General features: G+C 44.1%; 22 protein-coding genes. 12 read left to right on the top strand and 10 right to left on the bottom strand.

Translation table 11 applies throughout. From position 1 onward, the window contains the following. The first annotated feature begins 479 nt into the window (after positions 1-479). Positions 480-1,460 carry a 2-hydroxyacid dehydrogenase gene (locus E4U82_RS02860; protein ID WP_135108528.1) on the top strand — a complete coding sequence of 327 codons (981 nt, stop codon included), beginning with the start codon at positions 480-482 and terminating at the stop codon, positions 1,458-1,460. A gap of 59 nt (positions 1,461-1,519) precedes the next feature. Here E4U82_RS02860 and E4U82_RS02855 read toward each other — a convergent pair whose 3' ends face one another. The 3 genes from E4U82_RS02855 to E4U82_RS02850 form a co-directional block, all read right to left on the bottom strand. Further along, positions 1,520-2,707 carry a M24 family metallopeptidase gene (locus E4U82_RS02855; protein WP_135108527.1) on the bottom strand — a complete coding sequence of 396 codons (1,188 nt, stop codon included), beginning with the start codon at positions 2,705-2,707 and terminating at the stop codon, positions 1,520-1,522. A gap of 250 nt (positions 2,708-2,957) precedes the next feature. Beyond that, positions 2,958-3,098 (bottom strand): hypothetical protein, encoded by a 141-nt coding sequence (locus tag E4U82_RS19760; RefSeq protein WP_167751305.1) that lies wholly within the window; start codon positions 3,096-3,098, stop codon positions 2,958-2,960. Further along, positions 3,086-4,492 (bottom strand): APC family permease, encoded by a 1,407-nt coding sequence (locus E4U82_RS02850; RefSeq protein WP_135108526.1) that lies wholly within the window; start codon positions 4,490-4,492, stop codon positions 3,086-3,088. Before E4U82_RS02850 ends, E4U82_RS19760 begins: the two co-directional genes overlap by 13 nt. Positions 4,493-4,735: 243 nt before the next feature. Here E4U82_RS02850 and E4U82_RS02845 point away from each other — a divergent pair, with 243 nt between their 5' ends. Both E4U82_RS02845 and E4U82_RS02840 read left to right on the top strand, forming a co-directional pair. Continuing rightward, positions 4,736-5,149, top strand: a complete 414-nt coding sequence (locus tag E4U82_RS02845) for a hypothetical protein (protein ID WP_135108525.1) — start codon at positions 4,736-4,738, stop codon at positions 5,147-5,149. 107 nt (positions 5,150-5,256) lie between these two features. After that, positions 5,257-5,706, top strand: coding sequence for a flavodoxin domain-containing protein (locus tag E4U82_RS02840; protein ID WP_135108524.1), 450 nt, complete (start codon positions 5,257-5,259; stop codon positions 5,704-5,706). Positions 5,707-5,873: 167 nt separating this feature from the next. On the opposite strand, the gene E4U82_RS02835 is transcribed toward E4U82_RS02840, so the two are convergent. Then, complete coding sequence (locus E4U82_RS02835) at positions 5,874-6,587, bottom strand: FAD-dependent oxidoreductase (protein WP_135108523.1); 714 nt, start codon at positions 6,585-6,587, stop codon at positions 5,874-5,876. Positions 6,588-6,702: 115 nt separating this feature from the next. Next, the gene (locus E4U82_RS02830; RefSeq protein ID WP_135108522.1) at positions 6,703-7,686 is read right to left on the bottom strand and encodes a sodium:calcium antiporter; all 984 of its coding nucleotides are present in this window, start codon (positions 7,684-7,686) and stop codon (positions 6,703-6,705) included. A gap of 304 nt (positions 7,687-7,990) precedes the next feature. On the opposite strand from E4U82_RS02830, the gene E4U82_RS02825 reads away from it, so the two are divergent. From E4U82_RS02825 to E4U82_RS02810, 4 genes are all read left to right on the top strand, one after another. Further along, positions 7,991-9,040 (top strand): dipeptidase, encoded by a 1,050-nt coding sequence (locus E4U82_RS02825; protein WP_135108521.1) that lies wholly within the window; start codon positions 7,991-7,993, stop codon positions 9,038-9,040. Positions 9,041-9,291: 251 nt separating this feature from the next. Continuing rightward, positions 9,292-10,074: an ABC transporter ATP-binding protein gene (locus E4U82_RS02820; RefSeq protein WP_135108520.1), complete on the top strand. Its 783-nt coding sequence runs from the start codon at positions 9,292-9,294 to the stop codon at positions 10,072-10,074. Then, positions 10,058-10,819: an ABC transporter permease gene (locus E4U82_RS02815; protein WP_135108519.1), complete on the top strand. Its 762-nt coding sequence runs from the start codon at positions 10,058-10,060 to the stop codon at positions 10,817-10,819. The genes E4U82_RS02820 and E4U82_RS02815 overlap by 17 nt, the downstream gene beginning before the upstream one ends. Positions 10,820-10,962: 143 nt before the next feature. Further along, positions 10,963-11,955, top strand: a complete 993-nt coding sequence (locus E4U82_RS02810; RefSeq protein WP_245183508.1) for an aliphatic sulfonate ABC transporter substrate-binding protein — start codon at positions 10,963-10,965, stop codon at positions 11,953-11,955. Between the two features lie 116 nt (positions 11,956-12,071). On the opposite strand, the gene E4U82_RS02805 is transcribed toward E4U82_RS02810, so the two are convergent. The 3 genes from E4U82_RS02805 to E4U82_RS02795 all read right to left on the bottom strand — a co-directional run bounded on the left by E4U82_RS02805 (position 12,072) and on the right by E4U82_RS02795 (position 14,463). Beyond that, the gene (locus tag E4U82_RS02805) at positions 12,072-12,380 is read right to left on the bottom strand and encodes a DUF2442 domain-containing protein (protein WP_135108518.1); all 309 of its coding nucleotides are present in this window, start codon (positions 12,378-12,380) and stop codon (positions 12,072-12,074) included. Between the two features lie 110 nt (positions 12,381-12,490). Beyond that, the gene (gene pruA, locus E4U82_RS02800) at positions 12,491-14,038 is read right to left on the bottom strand and encodes an L-glutamate gamma-semialdehyde dehydrogenase (protein WP_135108517.1); all 1,548 of its coding nucleotides are present in this window, start codon (positions 14,036-14,038) and stop codon (positions 12,491-12,493) included. Positions 14,039-14,220: 182 nt separating this feature from the next. Beyond that, positions 14,221-14,463, bottom strand: a complete 243-nt coding sequence (locus tag E4U82_RS02795) for a hypothetical protein (protein ID WP_135108516.1) — start codon at positions 14,461-14,463, stop codon at positions 14,221-14,223. A gap of 269 nt (positions 14,464-14,732) precedes the next feature. Here E4U82_RS02795 and E4U82_RS19755 point away from each other — a divergent pair, with 269 nt between their 5' ends. Beyond that, positions 14,733-14,897, top strand: a complete 165-nt coding sequence (locus E4U82_RS19755) for a hypothetical protein (RefSeq protein WP_167751303.1) — start codon at positions 14,733-14,735, stop codon at positions 14,895-14,897. Between the two features lie 542 nt (positions 14,898-15,439). Here E4U82_RS19755 and E4U82_RS02790 read toward each other — a convergent pair. Together E4U82_RS02790 and E4U82_RS19750 are read right to left on the bottom strand one after the other, a co-directional pair. Continuing rightward, positions 15,440-16,159, bottom strand: a complete 720-nt coding sequence (locus E4U82_RS02790) for an RpnC/YadD family protein (protein ID WP_135108515.1) — start codon at positions 16,157-16,159, stop codon at positions 15,440-15,442. Positions 16,160-16,212: 53 nt separating this feature from the next. Next, the gene (locus tag E4U82_RS19750) at positions 16,213-16,359 is read right to left on the bottom strand and encodes a hypothetical protein (protein ID WP_167751302.1); all 147 of its coding nucleotides are present in this window, start codon (positions 16,357-16,359) and stop codon (positions 16,213-16,215) included. Positions 16,360-16,669: 310 nt separating this feature from the next. Between E4U82_RS19750 and E4U82_RS02785 the strand changes: the two genes are divergently transcribed. From E4U82_RS02785 to E4U82_RS02770, 4 genes are all read left to right on the top strand, one after another. Next, positions 16,670-17,419, top strand: a complete 750-nt coding sequence (locus E4U82_RS02785) for a DeoR/GlpR family DNA-binding transcription regulator (RefSeq protein WP_135108514.1) — start codon at positions 16,670-16,672, stop codon at positions 17,417-17,419. A 19-nt stretch (positions 17,420-17,438) separates the two neighbouring features. Next, positions 17,439-18,746: a four-carbon acid sugar kinase family protein gene (locus E4U82_RS02780; protein WP_135108513.1), complete on the top strand. Its 1,308-nt coding sequence runs from the start codon at positions 17,439-17,441 to the stop codon at positions 18,744-18,746. Next, positions 18,743-19,759, top strand: coding sequence for a 4-hydroxythreonine-4-phosphate dehydrogenase PdxA (gene pdxA, locus E4U82_RS02775; RefSeq protein WP_135108512.1), 1,017 nt, complete (start codon positions 18,743-18,745; stop codon positions 19,757-19,759). Before E4U82_RS02780 ends, pdxA begins: the two co-directional genes overlap by 4 nt. 86 nt (positions 19,760-19,845) lie before the next feature. After that, positions 19,846-21,246: a GntP family permease gene (locus E4U82_RS02770; RefSeq protein WP_135108511.1), complete on the top strand. Its 1,401-nt coding sequence runs from the start codon at positions 19,846-19,848 to the stop codon at positions 21,244-21,246. Positions 21,247-21,291 lie beyond the last annotated feature (45 nt).

Here is a 21,291-nt window from a genome sequence, read left to right as displayed (position 1 = left end):
AACATCTTGCCATTATCATAAGGTAGTCAAGAGTCACTTGTCAACCCAAATTTGGATAATTTTAAATTAATTGACTTAATGCTGATTTGTATCTATCTTAAAAGAAAGGCCCTTTTTATTAAATTTAACATTCCAGAAGCCCCGCACTTGAAATAAACTGCGACGTAAGCGCTGGCTTGTTTTCTATAAGTATTGTCTTTTTAGCCCACCGTCCGGGATCGCTACGGGCTGATGCGCACCTTAGGGAACGGCCTCAGCCTCCTCGCGGAAAACCGCCGCTGCGGGGTCTTCGGACACGTGCTGTCCCGCAGGAGTCACCGCCCTCCGCTCACCCAGACTAACGAAGTGGTGTTATTTCTATCACGACTCTTAGTCCAGTCAATAACACCAGCGGAGGAAATACACGGAGACTCCTGCGGGAGCAGAGGCAGTTTATCGTTTTTGAATAAAAAATGATGTGAAATGGAGGTATTTAATCAATGAAAAAAATTATTGCGTACAACAGGGTTGAGCAGCCGGTTTTGGACAATTTGCGAAAAAAATATGATGTCCGTTTTTTTGAAAACATCGACACCAAAAATGACACAGCGTTTCTGAAGCATTTAAGCGAATCTGAAGGCATCGTCGGACTTGAAACACCTGTCGATGCCGAGTTGCTCGCCCATGCACCTAATCTGAAAGTTGTCAGCAACGTTTCTGTCGGCTACAATAACCTCGATATAGACGAAATGACCGAGCGAAATATTATGGCAACCAACACCCCCGGCATCCTGACCGACACTGTGGCAGATGCCGTCTTTAGCATCCTGACCGCTACCGCGAGACGCATCCCGGAATTGAATCAATTTGTCAAAAACGGTGAATGGCAGACAGAAGCAGTTGAAAAAGAACATTACGGCATCAACATCCATCATAAAACTCTTGGCATCATTGGCATGGGCCGGATTGGAAAAGCCATCGCACAACGCGGCCATTTCGGTTTTGACATGGACATCTTATATCACAGCCGCAGCCGCAAACCTGACGCAGAAAAAACATTTGCTGCTGAGTACCGGACTCTTGACCAATTATTGGCAGAATCCGATTTCGTCTGTATGATCACCCCGCTGACACCGAAAACCGAGGGCATGATCGGAAAAAGCGAATTTCAGAAGATGAAACAATCAGCTATCTTCATCAACGGCTCGCGCGGCAAAACCATCGTGGAACAAGAGCTGATTCAAGCACTCAAAAATGGCGACATCGCTGCTGCCGGACTGGATGTGTTCGAAAACGAACCGGTCAATCCAGATAATCCGCTGTTAAACATGAAAAATGTCGTCACCACACCACATATTGGCTCGTCTACTCATGAGACCGAACTCGCCATGTCAGAACTTGCTGCGGAAAATCTGGAAGCCGGTCTGAACGGGGAAAGACCGCCAAATTTAGTTAACCCGGAATCCTTCGATAAGACTTGATAAACAGTAAAATGCCGTACGACACATTGCGGGTACGGCATTTTATATACACCTTTCATTTAGGCCAGCCGGATATTTGGCTTCACCATCAGCTCGCGTGGGAATTCGGCGAGGATTTCACAGCCGGCTTCGGTCACGCGGAACGATTCGCTAATTTCCACGCCCATATCTTCCATCCAAATACCGGGTATCAAGTGAAATGTCATATTCGGTTCCAAAACGGTCCGGTCCTGTGGTCTCAGGCTCGCCGTATGCTCACCCCAGTCGGGCGGATAGTTAAGTCCAACTGAATATCCCATCCGTGATTCTTTTTTGATGCCGCTTTTTTCAATTACACTCCGCCAGACACCCTCCAATTCTTCACAGGTGATGCCCGGTTTGACTGCATCCAATGTCGTATTGATTCCTTCCAGAACAACATCCGACACATACTGCATTTTTTCTGAAGGCCGGCCGATGACAGCTGTCCGTGCCAGTGGAGAATGATAACGCCGGTAACAGCCAGCCAATTCGATAACTACCGGATCACCCTGTTGAAATCGCTCATCAGTCCATGTCAGATGTGATGCAGACGTCTTGTCGCCCGTCGGGAGCAATGGAACGATCGACGGATAGTCACCGCCGAAATCCTCTGTTCCCGCTATTTGTGCATGGGAAATTTCAGCAACAACATCACATTCCCGGACCCCTTCATTAATCGTATCGAACGCAACTTGCATCGCTTTTTCGGAAATCCTGGCAGCTTGTTTAAGATAGGAAATCTCCCTGGGTGATTTAATAATGCGCACCCAATTAACCATATTCGTACCATCTTTAAACGTCGCATTCGGCAGCCCTTTCGTTAATTGCATATAACTTTTCGCCGTAAAATAATAAGCATCCATTTCCACGGCGATTGTTTTATGATCACAGTTCTTTCCCCGCAGCAAATCTGCTATAAAGTCCATGGGATGTCTTTCCGTCGACTGAACATAATGATCACCATACGAAATGATATAGTCTTCATCCAACCATGTAGTGTGCAATGCTGCGTTGGCATCCTGGTCACGGCCAATCCAAACCGGCTGTTCCTCATCAATTATAACAATGAGCATTTGATGAACATAAAATGACCACGCATCATATCCCGTTAAATAATTCATGTTAGCTGGGTCTGTTACCATCAGCAGATCAACCCCGGAATCAGCCATCCGCTGCTTTGTTTTGTTAAGCCGCTCCTGAAACTCTGAAATCGGAAATGTTAACATAGATGATCCCTCCCCATCGTACTTCCTTATCACTTTTATGAAAACGCTTACGAATTATAGCGTAAAATAGTGCTGTGCTTGCTTTTATGAAAATAATTGACCACAATCGGTTTTTAAAAACTGCGTATGCACAGATTGATCGTTCATAGGAATGGGACAACTTTGTCGATTGTCGACAATTTGTTTTCTTATCTATATTATAATCACGAATATTTTTAGTGTCAATTATTATTTCAACAATTTGAAATATTTATTGTACAGTCGAATAGAAGCGTAAACGATCACCTTTTACATCTGTTTCCCGTAAAAACAAAATCGGAAACACCAACTCCTGCTCAAAGATCACTGTTTCCGATGTATGATAATGATGTTGAATGGTTAAACAACCCAATTAATTTCCTCTTTCATATGTTTATCTGCATAATCTTTGCCGTATTTTGATAAGGATATTTTATAAAGGATAACGCCCAGGATACCCCAGAGGCCGATAATCGCCCACTCATATGGCCAGACAAGTGCTGACGGCATGCCCGGCATATACAGGATCGCAATCCCGACTGACATGACGACGGCAATCCAGCCAATCGCCGTACCACCAGCGAGTTTGAATGGACGGTTCATTTCCGGATTCTTTTGCCGCAAAATGATGAATGAAATAGCTACCATCAGCCAAGCCACGACAAGTCCAAGTCCCCCTGCATTCACCAGCCATTCGAGTGCCGGACGACCCAACAATGGAGCAGCTGTAGACAAAACCGCAATCAAGAGAATCGCTTTATGCGGTGTGTTATACTTTGGATGCAGTTCACCCAATGATTTCGGCAGCATCCCCGCTCGCGCAAGGGCATAAATCGCCCGGCTGCCACCCACATAAAATCCGAGCCAGCTTGTTAAAATTCCGCCGATGCCACCCAAAACGAGCAAATTGCCCATCGCTTGACTGCCGCCAAACGCTTTGGCCATCGCATCCGCCGTTACCAGGTTTGATTGATTCAGTTCAGCAGGTCCAAGCACCCGGGAAACACCGAAAATAACCGCCACATACCAGAGAACAGCAAGCACGACTGCCGCGATCAGCAGCTGGCCAATTTTTTTCCTCGGCAGATCGATTTCCTCTGACGCCTGTGGAATCACATCAAAGCCAACAAACATAAAAGGTGTCATAATCACCACGGACATAATCCCTGCCATCCCTTGCGTAAACAAGGGCTCCATATTTTCAATACTGCCACTGGCCGTCCCACCGGTAATCAACAAGACACCCGCCGCAAGAATCATGACTGTCAGAAGAACCGTGATGGCAGATGTCAGCTTAATCCCGCGGTAATTGACCCAGGCAATAACGATAGAACCGAGGATGCCAATCCCCGCCCAAGTCACTGTAACATCCCATCCCGCGATCGTATATAAATAGCCCTGACTGTAATTCGGCACCAAGTATTCAAACACAGTTGGAAGAGCCACCGCTTCAAAGGCAACAACTGATACATACCCCAGAATAATCGACCACGTTGCAATAAACGAGGCCTTCCTCCCCATTGCTTTAAATGTATAAACATGCTCACCACCCGCAAGCGGCATGGCTGAAGCTAATTCCGCATATGTCAGCCCAACAAGGACAACAAGCAAACCGCCGATTAAAAACGCCAGAATAGCCCCTAGCGCTCCCGCTTCCGTGACCCATAAGCTGGTTGTGACCACCCAGCCCCAGCCAATCATGGCACCAAACGCAAGCGCAATGACATCTTTATTCCCCAAAATCTTTAACAGCTTCCGTTCACTCATTTGTCTCCCTCCTGTCTATTTTTTAAAACTTAAGTATCCGCTTACCCCAGCTATATTAAACAGGTATATGCGTAACACACCTGCTTATATAACTGATTTCAGCTTTATAGTCTATCAAAAAATTTATATGATCATTGATGAAAGCATCACGTTAGTCCCGATAATTGATCGATATCACAGCAAATAAACTTCAAGGGCCTTATACTAAAAGTGTGGTAAAATTTTATCCGGGATGTGAGCACAGTGAAAAAAATCGCCTTTTTAACGATTATCATCGTGACCGCATTGCTCTCTTTTCTCATGCAGGCTGACTGGGGAGCGCAGAAATTCACGGATGCACTGGAAGCTAACCCAGATAACATAACAAAGATGGAACTCTCCATGCCAGGCGAGAACAGCTATAGAACAACCACTGGCCCCGGGAAAATACAGACGTTTATGAAGTATTTTAACAGTAAAGACTATATTCGAATTAGAGGTAATGAACCAACCGAGCTGCCAACAAGCGCAAGCATGATTTATCTGCACGGGAATGAGCACACAGATTTTCTGGTTGTCTTCGGAGATAAAGTGTTGATCAGCTATGACTATTATGAAGTGAGAGATGATAGGTTTGACATGACATTTCTCAAAAAGTTTTCTCAGTCGATCGAATAGGACCGGCATCCAGGAAGTTTCTTCATATTGTAACGTTTTTATTGAAAACGATTTTCAGTTGACGGTATAATGGTAACAGGTCAGTATGTTGAAGGAGATGATTTCGAATGGCTAAAGTTCTGGTCCTGTACGCGAGCCTGACAGGCAGTACAGAAATAATGGCAGAAGAAATGACCGAACACTTGAAAAAAAATGGACATGAAGTGTCACATAATTCATTTGACCTCGACCCAATTGAGGTGAACCGTCTGGAAGAGTTTGACAGCATTCTGTTCGGCTCTTATTCATGGGACGACGATATCCCGTTTGAAGTGGAAGATTTCTATTTCGACCTGGATGAGGTTGACCTTACCGGCAAAACGGTCGGCGTTTTCGGATCATGTGACGCCTATTACGATATATATGGGCCGGCGATTGACACGCTTGCAACCAAAGCAAAGGAACGGGGGGCCACCGTTTACGAGGAGAAGTTTAAATTCGAACTTGAGCCGGACGACAAAGATATTGAACATGGCGAAGCATTTGCAGACGCTGTGTTGAATCTAAAAGTTGATTGACATGCATATCACAACGCGAATTCCACTGAAACAGCCTGGAATTCGCGTTGTGTTTTTAAATTAGATAGACCCATCGGCGATGATGACTCAAAATAGACATTAAAAACAGGAAAACGATCACAGCTCGACCCGCCATGATCGTTTTACTTCCATATAGAAAACCGCTATTAATAGCCGGAGAATTCCTCAGCACGGATATTGTCTTCATCTGCACCGGCCTTGACAAGCATATCATACATCGCCTGCACCATCCCGGCTGGGCCGGATAGATAATAAATGGGCTCACTTACATCAGACACATACCGTTTCAGCATGTCTTCATCAATATGACCGCTCTCCCCACTCCATTCATCGGAGTCTGTCCGTGTCATGACAGGCACAAACGTAAAATTTGGGTTTTCTTCCTCAAATTGTTTAAAATCCGACTGGAATGGCGCATCCTCTGGTGTGCTGTTGGAAAAAAGCAGCGTTATATCATGGGATGTCTGCTGTTTCGTCGCTTTAGCAATCATGCTTCTGATGGGGGTAATGCCAATACCGCCAATAATGAAAACGGCTGGTGTCGATTCATTCTTTTGCAGTTTAAAATTGCCGTTCGGACCATCAAATTCCACCTCAGAACCCTCCGGCAATTTTTCCAGTTCACGCTTGAACGCTGAATCCCGCAGACGTGTTGCGGTCACCAGTTCATTTTCCGACGGCGCATAAACAAAGGAAAACGCGCGGGTATTTCCTTCTTCATCTGTCTCGTCCGGATTAATTAATGTGAAATCCCCGAACTGCCCTGCTTTAAATTCGAATCCGTCCGGCATCTCCCAATGAAACGCCATTGTATCCTTTGCTACTTTTTCCTTTCGAAGCAGCTTAATTGTTTCAGACATTCATATCAGCTCCTTTTCACAAAATAATGATGCACTGATCACCCTGTATTTGTTTTTTCCCTTATTACACCGGCTTAAACCTGCTGCCGTTATCTGCACAGCCAGGTTTCACACATCAGCTATTAAAAATTAAATATTGTACGACAAAATAACCAATGACCGTAATGATGGAAGGAATACTGTATCCCGCGACGGATTCCGACCGTTTTTGCATAAACGCCCAAATGACCACTGCAACAAGCAAAGATCCGCCAATAGCTGACATCAGATGCGATACAGACGCATCCGCCAAAAGTGACCCTTTCTGATAAACAATGTCCGTCGCCGCCAATATGAACATATTTAACATATTGCTGCCAAGAATCGTCCCGACTGCCAGATTGACATTTTTCAACCGCAATGCCGAGAAAACCGACACCCCTTCCGGCAGTGAGGTCGTTGCGGCGATCAGAAAACTGCCGATAAAACTGGATCCCATCCCGGTCACAAGGGCAATTTTGTCACCGGTAACCGAGAGGAGCGTCCCTGCTCCCAAAATAACGATGGCCGCAACGATAAAACCAATAACCGCATGTTTAACAGAGACGGATTTCTTCTCAACAGGAGTCTGTTTTGCTTCTTCTTCACCGACAGCTGGCGACGGCACCTTGCTGATCACTGCTATCCCAGCTATATAGACGAGCATGATCACCAATGCATCCGCACCGATCCCAACTATTGTATAATCAATACGGAAAAGGAGCGCCGTGGACACAAGAATCATCAGAAGTAAGCCCAAAAATGCCGTATATTGATGATGACTGCTAGCCAGATGAAATAATCTGTGCCTGCGATAATACAAATCAAACACCGCAAGAATAAATACATTGAACACATTGGATCCCAGCATGTTCCCGACGGCTATATCAACATTATTAATCAAAACGGCGGAGAAACTCGTTGTCAGTTCCGGCAATGACGTGGCACCTGCCAACAGAATCGTCCCGACAACCATCCCGCCCATTGCTGTCTTTTCACTGATCACATCCGCATATTCCGATAATTTCATGGCCGTGTAGACAGTGACCGCAGCTGCTAATAAAAACCATATAAATACCAACGTAACAACTCCTTACAAAAAACATGTCCACGTCATAATATACCCCAAAACAGGGATTTTAAAGATCAATCGTGATAAGAAGTCAGAAAATGGTCACAGAAAACAGTTCTTTCTCTCTATTATAATCGATTGTTTTACTGAAAAAGGGGCATGCCAGGTGAAAATCTTTTTTTATTTCTCATGCCCCTTTTTCGAAGTTGGTTTCGATTATAGGGAAAAGAGATATTTTCAGCTGTGTGAATATCCAAGCCAGTCCCTCTATGATAAGATAAACAACAAATAAGCGAAAAAGGAGCGACCAAACATGACCAAGTTTCCCGTATTCGATGGACACAATGATACACTTCTCAGACTACATATGTCCGATAATCCGCCATCATTTTTCACAGAAAGTTCGGCCGGGCACATTGACTTGCCCCGTGCCAGGAAAGGCGGATTGGGTGGCGGATTTTTTGCTGTATACACGCCAAATGAAAACTATGAAGTCGAGCCGGAAGACCACCTGAGTGACAATGGCTATGATGTTCCGCTGCCTCCACCGATCAGTCAGGAACGTGCCTTAACGTTTACGAACGCACTCGCAGCTAAGTTATTCAAACTTGAAGCTGAAGCGAACGACCAGTTAAAAGTTGTCCGGACGGCTGATGAACTTGACTATTGTCTGGAACAGGACATCATGGCAGCCATTTTTCATATTGAAGGGGCCGAAGCGATAGATACCGACTTTGATGCGCTCCATGTTCTCCGCCAGGCCGGTCTAAGGTCGCTTGGGATTGTCTGGAGCCGCCCGAATGTTTACGGAGAAGGAGTGCCGTTCCGCTACCCATCATCCCCTGATACAGGGGCCGGGCTTACATGTGCTGGAAAAGCGCTTGTCCGAGAATGCAACCAGCTGGGCATTATGGTCGACAACACTCATTTGAACGAAAAAGGCTTCTGGGATGTTGCGGCTATTACTGACGCACCACTTGTGGCGACCCATTCCAATGCGCATGCCCTCAGCCCAATCGCCCGCAATCTGACCGATAAACAGCTGGCGGCTATCGCTGAGTCAAACGGTGTTGTCGGCATCAACTATGCGGTTAACATGCTGCGGGAAGACGGCGGACTCGGGACAGATATTTCGCTTGATGAAGTTGTCCGTCATGTAGCGTACATTGCCGAAAGATTCGGGGTTGAACATGTGGCGCTGGGGTCCGACTTTGATGGCACGACCGTACCCGATTCATTGAAAGATGTCACAGGACTCCCAAAATTGATCGATCGACTGAAAATACACGGGTTCCTTGATGACGAATTACAGAAAATCACCCACGGAAACTGGGCACGCGTTTTGCGGGATACGTGGAAATGAATTTAAGACTAAATGAAGCTGACACGTTTAAACTAGTGTCAGCTTTTTACTTGGATCGTCTTCAAATTGGGACAACGCCTCCGTCCCTGCGTCCCACTCAATCCAGGCAAACCCTCCGAAGCTTGTTCCCCGCCCATTTTCATTTTTATCCGGATTTTCTATTGGAAAATAGGCCAATCCATGGTAAAATGCTCAAAACACATATTTCCGATAATTTTAGTTGGTATTAAAGTGAATAGGAGTGAAAGCCTATGTACCTGAATATCGATAACATCTCCAAATCATTCCAGCGTCAGGATGAACAGCAACTGAAAGCGTTAGAAAATATTAATCTCGAAATCAACGAAGGCGAGTTCATATCATTGCTTGGCCCATCCGGCTGCGGCAAATCAACGTTGCTGTCTATTATGGCCGGCTTGTCAAAGCCAACTTCCGGTTCGGTCCGTCTTGAAAATAACATCATCACTGAACCTGGACCCGATAAAAGCATGGTCTTCCAGGAACCAGCTTTATTTCCATGGATGTCGGTCAAAGAAAATGTCACTTTTCCGCTGCGCAAAAACTTCTCCAAAAAAGAACAGGAAGCGAAAGCAGCAGAATACTTGAAAATGGTGCATCTCAGTCAATTTGCGGAAAACTATCCGCATGAACTTTCCGGCGGGATGCAGCAGCGTGTCGCTATCGCACGGGCGCTGGCCATGGATTCCGGACTGCTCCTCATGGATGAACCATTCGGGGCACTGGATGAACAAACACGCCAAGTGCTCCAGGACGAAGTGGAAAAGATCTGGCTGGATACGAAAAAAACGATCGTATTTGTCACCCACAGCATCCGGGAAGCTATTAAACTATCGGACCGTGTCATCATCATGAGTGCACGTCCGGGTACTGTCATCTCAGACTTCAGGGTAAATCTCAACCGCCCGCGTCAGCAAAAAGATATGGCCGCACTGGAAGAGGATGTCATGGCTATCCTGAAAACCGAGATTGAAAATGTCATGAAAGAGGAGCTGCAATATGCCGGTAGTCGTTAAACGCATTCTATTTTTCGTTGCTCTTATATTAATCTGGCAAGGAATTTTTCTGCTTGGAATTTGGCCGGAGTCAATGATTCCTGGTCCATTGACGGTTGCCGAAACCATTATCGCCGGTTTTGTAGACATGACACTTGTTTACGATATTGTAGCCAGCTTCAGGCATCTTCTCATAGGGCTTGCGGTTTCACTCGTGATCGGTACACTCCTTGGCGTCCTGCTCGCCAAAGTGAAGACGGCTGATGAAACACTCGGCACCATGATTTTAGCCCTGCAAAGTGTTCCAAGTATTGTCTGGGTTCCGCTCGCCATTATTTGGTTCGGATTTACCGAAGCATCGATTATTTTCGTCGTCATTATCGGCGGGACATTTGTGATGACAATGAATATGCGCATCGGCATCAAGAATGTCGCACCGATTTATTTGCAAGCCGCCCGGACGATGGGTTCAAAGGGAATGGATTTGTTTATGAAGGTTGTTGTCCCGGCATCCATTCCGCATGCTGTCACAGGCGTCCGTCTGGCATGGGCATTCAGTTGGCGCGCACTGATGGCCGGTGAAATGCTGAGCACAGGACCAGGACTTGGCTACACACTTAGCTATGCATCTGATTTTAACAACATGAGTCTTGTTATCGGGATTATTATCATTATTGGCGTCATTGGTTCAATTGTCGACCAGCTGATATTCCAGCGGATTGAACATAAAGTGCTCAAACGCTGGGGGATGGAAGAAGCGGCGTAACAGCAAAAGCGGAAGCGCCCGGATAGCGACGTACGAATTCGCCTGTGCATCACAGGTGGGTCGGCGTTGCCGCGCATCACGGCGGGTTTAGCCGATCTTCAAATAAAGGAAACACGACGACTATCAGAAAGGGGATTTTTAAGTTGAGAAAGTTTTTTGGGTTTTTCATGATCAGCACACTCCTGGTTCTCGCAGCCTGCGGGGGAAGTGGTGAAGCTTCAGGCGATAAAGAAAGCGAAACAGTGACCATCGGCTATTTTCCGAACCTGAACCATGCACCGGCCATGGTCGCGAAACAGAAAGAAATGTATGAAGACCACTTGGGGGAAAATGTCAAGGTTGAATATCAAACATTTCCGGATGGTTCCACGTTTATGAAAGCATTAGCAACAGGCGAAATTCAAGGCGGACTCGTCGGACCAGGTCCCGCCATGAACAACTTCATCTCCGGTGTCGACGTACAAATCATCGGCGCATCATCAACCGGTGGTACGGTGATCGTCTCCCGTGACGGCAGCGGTATTAAATCCTGGGAAGATGTTGAAGGATCAACCTTCATCTCACCACGTGTCGGCTGCACACACGATGTTCAGTTCGAAACGTACATGAAAGAAAATGGCGTCACATCCGAACGTACCGGCGGCTCCATGGTACATGTCACCGGCGAACCGGCGAGGTATCAGTCCATGTTTGAAAACGGTGATGTCGATGTCGCCACAGCACCTGAACCATGGGCATCCGTCATGGAAGAAGAAGTGGATGCCAATGTGGTCATACCGACAAGTGAGATTTCGTTCGGTGAAACATTGCCGGCAGCCGTCATGGTCACATCAGACGACATGATTGAAAACAACAGCGAACAAGTCCAAAAACTGGTTGATGCGCATAAGGAAGCTGTCGCTTATATTAACGAAAATCCTGATGAAGCCATCGATATTACGATCGAAGGCATCGCTGACATTACCGATCAGCAGCTGAAAAAAAGCGTGATGGAAAACGCATGGGAACGTACAGATTTCACCTATGAAGTCGATGCAGACGTCATCCAGGAATTCGGCAACTCTTCATATGACCTGCAATTCCTGAAAGAAAAACCGGATTTTGAAGGGTTTGTGAATACGTCGTTTGTGGAGTAGGCTAGCGAGAAGTTTTGTGAAGAAGTTATACCAAAACACGGTGTTCCTGAAAATTGGGCACCGTGTTATTTTATTCGTATATGTTTAGGACAAATCACCTTGAAGCTGAGCTTGAACTAAGCTCTTTCCAGCCAATCGCCATTTTGATCCGAATTTGCTGCGTCAGCAAGATTCTGTATTTCCTTAATGTTAATCCCTCGTGTGTAGAGGGTATCTGGATCAACATGTAACTCATCGGGCGCGGCAACTGTACCGGCCTCCTCATCAACATAAACCTGTTCAAAGACTTCAGGATCCGATAATTTCTTAAGTACGCCTTCCATTGAGAGTCTCATATCAACAAATCGCTTTTCACCCTTATCAAACTTACATAATAACCACCCTGATAATGTTGGAACAGGTTTTGCTTGAACGATTTCACGCATGATTATCCTTCTTCCATCCTGTCATCCATTTTAAAAGGTTTTCAGAAACACAAAAAATAAGCGGTAGTTCTATAAAAACCACCGCTCATTATTAAATTAATTGCTAAGCTCTACCAAGCTTCCGTCACAGTCTTCGGCGCCAGAAAATTCAACAGATAATCCGGACCACCCGCTTTGGCGTCTGTACCGGACATCTTGAATCCGCCAAATGGCTGATAACCAACAATGGAGCCTGTGCAGCCGCGATTGAAGTACAGGTTGCCGACTTCAAATTCATGACGGGCACGGTTCAGGTGTGCACGGTTTTTGGAAATGACCGCGCCAGTCAGTGCATAGTCAGTGTTGTTGGCGATATCCAGCAGCTCATCAAAGTCTTTTGCTTTGGCAAATCCGACAACCGGGCCAAAGATTTCTTCCTGCATAATACGCCCTTCTGGGTCCATGTCCTTAAAGATGGTTGCATGAACATGATAGCCTTTGGAATCATCGGTTGTCCCGCCATAAACGAGTTCGCCTTCTTTTTTGCCGATTTCAATATAGTCTTTGATTTTATCAAACTGCTTCCGGTTAGCGACAGCACCCATGGGCACATCTTCTTCACCAGGGTTGCCGACTGTATAGGGTTTTGCTTTTCCAAGGGCTTTTTCCAATACTTCATCGTAAACATCCTGATGGACAATCGCTCGCGAACATGCTGAACACTTCTGTCCTTGGAAGCCAAACGCCGAGTCAACAATCGATTTAGCAGCTAGATCCAGATCAGCTTCATTGTCAACGATGATTGTGTCTTTACCACCCATTTCAGCAACAACACGTTTCAAATGCGTCTGCCCTTCCTGAACGACAGATGCCCGGTTATAAATGCGTGTACCTGTCGCACGTGAACCGGTAAAGTTTATAAAGTGTGTGTCTTTATGGTCGACCAGGTAGTCACCAATTTCTGCTGGATCGCCTGGCAGGAAGTTGACAACGCCTTTTGGCAGGCCGGCTTCTTCCAAAATTTCTACTAATTTATAAGCGATCACCGGTGTATTTTCCGACGGTTTCATTAATACCGGGTTGCCGGCTACAACAGGGCCAACGGTTGTTCCGGTCACAATCGCAAATGCGAAGTTCCATGGTGGGATAACAACACCAGGTCCAAGCGGCTGATAGAAGTACGTATTGTTTTCGCCCGGACGGTCGTTGATTTCACGGCCTTGTCCAAGACGGATCATCTGACGGCCATAATATTCCATGAAGTCAATGCCCTCTGCTGTGTCGGCATCAGATTGTCCCCAAGGCTTATTTGCTTCATAGGACATCAAGGCGGAAATTTCATGCTTGCGGCGGCGCGCAATGGCCGCTGCTTTGAACAGTACCTCAGCACGCTCTTCTGCCGTCCATTTTTTCCATTCTTTAAACGCTTTTTTGGCTGCTTCCATGGCCTTCTCAACATGTTCCTTTGTTGCCATTGAAGCGTTTCCGATAACTTGCTTTGTATTCGCCGGGTTTACCGATGTGAGTTTTTCATCGGTATAAACTTTTTCACCACTAATGACCAATGGATAATCCTGGCCCAATTCACTTTCCACTTTTTTGAGAGCGGCTTCATAATCAGCACGATTTTGTTTATCGCTAAAATCAGTAAATGGTTCATGTTTATACGGTAATACCAAAATGATAACCTCCTAATGATAACTGATTAATTCCATATTCTAGTTTACTATAAAACCAGATGAAAACGCAATCAGGTGAATTCTGGTATCACAGCATGACAGATAGTGCCGCTCAAGTCGCTCCATCAGCATGGCGCTGATCATAAGTGAGATGGACAAAAGGTCAAACCCCTTGTCCCCCGTCAACCATGTTCATTACTGTGAATGGTTTCCTCTAAATAGATTTTGGAATCGGTATGGTCATGCACGTCACAATAATACACCACTGATTTAAGCCTATGGGAGATATGGCATGTGCTGGTCCGCTCGATAAAGTTTTTCCAGTATGTATATTCATGTGATCCGGCTTCGACTGTTTTGTAGTGGATGCTGTATTCGACCCAATTATGCTGTTCCTCTGTTTCATTCTCTACCGGCTTAGCCATTATTTCAGTTACGCCTGTTGAGGGTAGCATCATGAATATGATAATAACGCTTAAAAGTGAAGTTTTCATTTATATCACCACGCTGAAAAATTATTTGGTTAAACAAGTGCCACACGTAGGTTCCCCCGACTCACAAAGCCTATACATTTTTTGACGAAATCCGGCAATTTCCGGGGAGTTCTAACAAAGAAACGGTAAATCTAATAGAATAAGAACATCATACATTTTATATGAATGCTACATTATGATGAAAGGAGAAAATGACATTCTTGGGCTGGCTTTTTTGGAAAAAACAAAAAGAACCTGATCCGCTTGCTCAAGATGTCGATCAGATCAAACAACAAACAGCAGCAGAAGCAATCATCTTATCGTCACGGATGTGGTGTCATTTTCCATGTGAATCTCTGTACTGGACCATACGTCAAGAAGCATGAAACCCGGGAATTCAAACAAAATTATACAATGATGAACTAAAGGAAATTAAAAAGCTGGCACGAATGGACAAAGAGTTTCAACGGCTGCTTAATGATTAGTCAATGTTCCCGCTGATTGTTTCAATGGTTTTTGACAATAAGAGTCACCCGTTAATTCAGGAGATGGATGAGCATTTTACGAGTGATGCGGTGAGCGAATTTGAAGAGGAGAAGGAATATTTCGCAACCGGTATTTTGAAGTTACGGGAAACTTACCCTGCATTATAGAACTATTTTAAATCGGATTGGGATGAGATATACAGGGATTTAACGAAAGGTTTCAACCGTGAAATGAAGAACGGATTGAAGAAGATGATGTGAGTAATGGGGCACGCGAAAACCAGGCCACTGTGCGACAATCAGTGGTCTGGTTTTCTTTTTTTCGGTTATTCTTCCGGCCATGAAATTTTACAGTCAAGATCCGGATGCATCATAAAAACGAAACTGATCTTACCAGCACTTAAGACCCGTATCAGTAGAACAGATCAGTTTCACAGATAGTACTAATTTCTTTCAAAGGTTCTTCGCAATTCCTTAACCTCTTCAAGATTTAATTTTGTTATTTTCACAATACGCTCGTTTGAATAGCCTTCGCGTACTAACTCCTGAACGACATGTTTCAACGCATCTTTCCTGCCTTCTGTTTTACCTTCTACCTTACCTTCTTCCCTCAACTCAGCAAAAATTTCTTCCAATGTTTGCGATGGATTTGTTTTTTCCGCCTCCATTTTTTGGATAACCTCCTCTCCCATATACGGGATAACATCGTCTGCCAATTTTTTGGACAAGTCTTTCGGAACCTGAAGTAAATAATCAATGAAGTAAAATAAAGTTGATAAATAGGTGCGGGTATCTTCCTGCTGTGTGGAGAACTTTTGCAAAACCTGAATCATGAGTTTTCGCTTGAAAGCATAGCGTGCGTCAGAGTCATTTTTGGTCTTACTGGCGTAAATGCCTGCGATAACAGCATGTGCAAAGGGATTGGCTGACTGTTCCAATTTAGTTATGTTCTTATCCTGAAACCGATATACATGATATGTGTAATCGACTTTGGTGTCATAAAACGAATAATGGAAGCCATTCGCGTTTTCCGCTTCATGATCTGTTATGAGAGCGAGTGCATACACTTCACGGTCGAATTTGTCGTATATCCGGTAAAAATACTGGAACATCTGTTTACCGAAATCTTCACCGGCTTCACCCTGCACCTCAATGTGAATCAAAATCCACTTTTCCTCACCGCTCTTCAGGAATACCTTTACAATTTCATCAGCGATCAGTTTTCCCTTTTTTCTTTGATGACTTCCTTGTATAACTCCTGCTTGAGAAAGTCATGCGGCCTGGAAAAGTCAATCTCTTTATACAAGTCAGGGGCGAAGAAAAGAACAAACTCTTCAAATAATTTCTCGATTAGTTTTTCCATAGCGCATCATAATCCGGTGTTTTCACGTCATAGTCAGTTGGTTTTTCAAGAACAATCCCGGTTGACACCATTTTACCACATCCTTCGTTATTTTTTCATCACTATTCAGTTTATATTGCTTAGCTTCTCCCTCTAAACCAGTTATAGAACAAGTGTCCCTTTATGCAAGATATTTTTGAAAAACATTCTTCCCTATCCGACGTTCAAATAAGTAATGATTCAACATTGATAAAAATTAACAAAACCTCTTGACAAATTTGTTAAAAATCAACATAATTATGATATAAACTGACAAACAGATGGTGATAACATGCATCCAACCAAACGCAGAGACCTCGTTATGAAAACGGTACAAGTAGAAGGAAAAGTGGAAATCAATAAACTTTCGGATGAATTAAATGTTTCACCGATGACTATACGAAGGGACCTTGTGCAGCTCGAGGAGGACGGTAAGCTGATTCGTACACATGGGGGTGCTGTCTTACCTAAACCCCTTATAACGGAAACACCGTTTTCCACAAAACAAAGCAGGCAAACAGAACAAAAAAAGCTGATTGCCAAAAAAACACTGCCTTTGATAAAAGCAGGGCAAACAATCATATTGGATTCCGGAACAACTACCCTGGAATTGGCTAGATTGTTAGCAACACGTGACGACATCACAGTCATAACGAACGATATCAAAATCGCTGCTGAATTGATTGATAGCCAGTTAAAAGTATTGGTTGCTGGTGGCGAATTGCAGAATAATATCGGTGCATTATACGGACCGCAAACACACCAGTTTTTAAAAAACATTCATGTTGACACGTTTTTTCTCGGTGCCCATGCAATTGATATGGAAGCTGGAATTACATCACCAACTTTTGAGAAATCATTGATTAAGCAACTAATGATAGAGGCAGCTGAAACAACCTGGCTTGTTGCTGACTCGAGCAAATTTGAGCAAAAAGCCTTTTCCAAAGTCTGTGATTTTAACCTATTATCGGGTTTTATTTCAGATGAAAACATTTCAGATGATAAAAAAGAACAGCTGTCCAGTCGTATAAAAATAATATAGAAAGCAGGTGAACTTCACGATGAAGATAGGAGTTATTGCTGACGATCTAACCGGGGCAAATGCAACTGGTGTACAACTGAGCAAACAAGGGTTCTCCTCAGCAACTGTTGTGTACCGTGACAAAATTCCCGATTCCCAGGAATTAGATGCAGTATGTATAGATACAGATACCCGATATGCTAACGAGCAAGCAGTCGTGAACAGAATGAAAAAAGCCATGCAAAGTTTTCAAGAATGGGACGCGAAAGTCATTTGTAAAAGAATCGACAGCACTATCCGAGGAAATATCGGTCTTGAAATCGATACGATTCTTGAAGAAATTGGAGAAAATAGTTTAGCTGTTGTCGTCGCTTCATTCCCTGACTCAGGACGCATTTCTTCAGGAGGGTATCTGCTAGTAGATAGTGTACCTGTTCAGGAGACCGATGTTGCAAAAGATCCGGTAATGCCGATAACAAAATCATTTATCCCGGAAATTATTCAGAAACAGAGCAAATACACCGTAGGACACATCGGATTAGATAAAGTGCTTGCCGGAAATAGCCAACTAAAGGAAGCAATTGAAAATCAAATAAAGAAAAACACCAGAATTGTTGTCGTGGATGCTGTAACAGATGAAGAGATCGATACAATTGCTGAAACAATTACTGAAATTCAATCAGTACGAATCGTCCCAGTTGATCCTGGACCATTAACAGCTGCTTATTCCAGAGCATTTCTGCATCAGTTCACTGAATCTAGCAAGATTATTGTCACCGTAGGCAGTGTTACAACCTTAACAGGACGGCAGCTAAGATACCTTATCGATAAAACCGACTCCAATCCGGTCTATGTTTCTGCTGAAAAGCTTGCAACATTATCAGCATCATGGGAAAAAGAGATCCAACGAGCCACTGCAGAGGCATTGGAACGAATCTATAAAAATGATGTATTAATCATCACAACCTATGAAAAGGATGCAAGACTAATAGACTTTAATTTGAAAGCTGAACGAGAAAATACTTCCCAGGATGCCTTGGCTAAACGAATAACAGATGGACTGGCGAAAATCACAAGATTGGTAATGGAAAAAACGGAACATCCAATACAGGGGTGTTTTACCAGTGGAGGTGATGTGACAGCATCATTATGCGCCGTATGCATGGCAACTGGTATCAAACTGGAGAACGAGGTATTGCCTCTGGCTGCATACGGAAAAATGATCGGAGGCCACTTTCCAGATCAGCCTATTGTAACAAAGGGGGGCTTGGTCGGCGATAAAAAAGCAATTTATTCCAGTGTCAAACACTTAAAATCAACTCACACCAAAAGGAGCGCTAAGCTATGACAAACAAGAAATCGATTATTGCAATTCCAATGGGAGACCCTGCCGGTATTGGGCCGGAAATCACTGCCAAATCACTGGCAAATGACGAAATATATACTATGTGTAAACCGATTGTCGTTGGCGATGCAGAGGTATTTAAAAAAGCCATTCAAATTGTAGAAAAAAACCTAACAGTGAATGTCATCCAGTCACCTGAAGAAGGGAAATACAAGTTTGGCACGGTTGACTTAATCGATTTAGACAATATTAATATGGATGAACTGCGTTATGGCGAAGTGCAAGAACAGTGCGGAAAAGCTGCCTTTGATTATATTAAAACATCCGCGGACCTCGCAAAGAACGGATCTGTAAAGGCATTAGCAACTACACCGATCAATAAAGAATCCTTAAAAACTGCAAATGTTCCATATATTGGACATACGGAGATGCTGGAGGAACTGACAAACACCCAAGATCCACTGACGATGTTTGAAGTCAGAGACATGCGAATCTTTTTCCTGACACGCCACCTTTCATTAAAGGATGCTATTGCCCAAATGACAAAAGAAAGGGTTCATGACTACCTGATCCGTTGCGACAAAGCATTACAACGTCTCGGAATTGAAAATCGCAAACTGGCAGTTGCAGGATTAAATCCGCACAGCGGTGAAGGCGGATTGTTTGGCCGTGAGGAAGTCGATGAAATCACCCCTGGTATTGAAGCAGCGCAAGCAGACGGCATTGACGCTGTCGGACCAGTACCCGCGGATTCCGTCTTTCATCAAGCATTAAATGGTAAGTATGATGCTGTGTTGTCACTTTACCACGACCAGGGACACATTGCGGCGAAAATGACTGACTTTCATAGAACTATTTCCATTACAAATGGTCTTCCATTTTTAAGAACATCGGTCGATCATGGCACAGCGTTTGATATTGCAGGCCAAAATATTGCGTCAAGCGTCAGTATGGAAGAATGCATTAAATTGGCTGCCCAATATGCACCTAAATTCACGCAAGAAACAATAGATTAAATCAAACTTATACTGGGGATTCCATCTCTCCAGTATCTAATTCAAGTAAATGAAAGCCATTTCATCTTTTTAAGGGGGAAAAATCGATGGACGTTTCCGGTTCACAAATGATTTTAGGTTTAGTTGTCGGAGTAGCATTATTAATTTTACTTGTACTAAAAACAAAGATTCACGCATTTATTGCACTTATTATCGCAGCTTCAGTTACAGGTATCATTGGCGGAATGAATCCTTCCAACGTTGTGACTGAAATAACAAACGGGTTTGGCAGTACACTCGGTTCAATTGGTATTGTTATCGGATTCGGTGTCATGATGGGAAGATTGCTGGAAGTGTCAGGTGCAGCTGAAAAACTTGCTTATACATTAATAAAGAAGTTGGGCCAAAAGAAAGAGGAATGGGCGATGGCTGCAGCTGGTTATATTGTTTCTATTCCAATTTTTGTAGACTCAGCATTTGTCATTTTAAATCCATTGGTAAAAGCTCTTTCCAGAAAAACAGGTAAATCGGTCATCGCTTTAGGTGTTGCTCTTGGTATTGGCCTTGCTGCCACCCACCACGCCGTACCACCTACTCCCGGCCCATTAGGGGTAGCAGGTATATTCGGGGCCGACATCGGACTGATGATTTTAACCGGACTTATTTTTTCGCTACCGATTATTATTGCCGGTGTATGGTATGCCAGATGGATTGGCAATAAAATCTACCAACTTCCCGAAGAAGATGGCGATGATTTCGTAAGACCGAATAATAAAAAAGTTTATCAGGAGTTTTTAGAAACCTCTGAAGAACGGGAAAAAGATCTGCCTTCTCTTACAAAATCAATTATGCCAATCCTGTTGCCAATTATTCTTATTTTCCTCAATACAACAGTTGGTGCACTTGATGAATCTGGAGCACTTGCTGTGAATGATACATTATTATCGTATATCGAATTTTCCGGTAACCCTATTATTGCTGTTGGAATTGGGTTAATTGCAGCCATTTACACACTTACAAGCAACGTAGGCCGCGTGGAAACACTGAATCGTATGGAAGAAGGAATTAAAACGGCAGGAATTATTTTGCTTGTAACCGGTGCAGGTGGCGCATTGGGTAATGTTCTTCGTGCAAGCGGTGCAGGTGATTATATCGCCGGACAGATTGCGGAATGGCCACTGCCAGCAATTCTGGTACCATTTTTCATAGCAACCATTGTTCGGCTTATCCAGGGAAGTGGTACGGTTGCAATGATTACGGCCGCTTCCATTTCAGCACCAATTGTTGGCAACTTGGATGTAAGTCTTGTACTAGCTGCACAAGCTTCCGCATTAGGTGCAATGGTATTCTCTTATTTCAACGACAGCTTATTCTGGGTCGTCAATCGAATGCTAGGAATCAAGAATGTGAAAGAACAAATTATGGTCTGGTCTGTACCAACAACGATAGGTTGGGGCGTAGCATTAGTCATGCTGCTCATTGCCGATTCTATCGTCAGGTTATTTTAAGAGGAGTCTGTAAATCCAAATGTGAATCACCCCTCCAAATACCCT

This window comes from Lentibacillus salicampi (assembly GCF_004565465.1).
Classification (GTDB): Bacteria; Bacillota; Bacilli; order Bacillales; family Amphibacillaceae; genus Lentibacillus; species Lentibacillus salicampi.
This window is presented reverse-complemented; position numbering and strand designations above follow the sequence as displayed.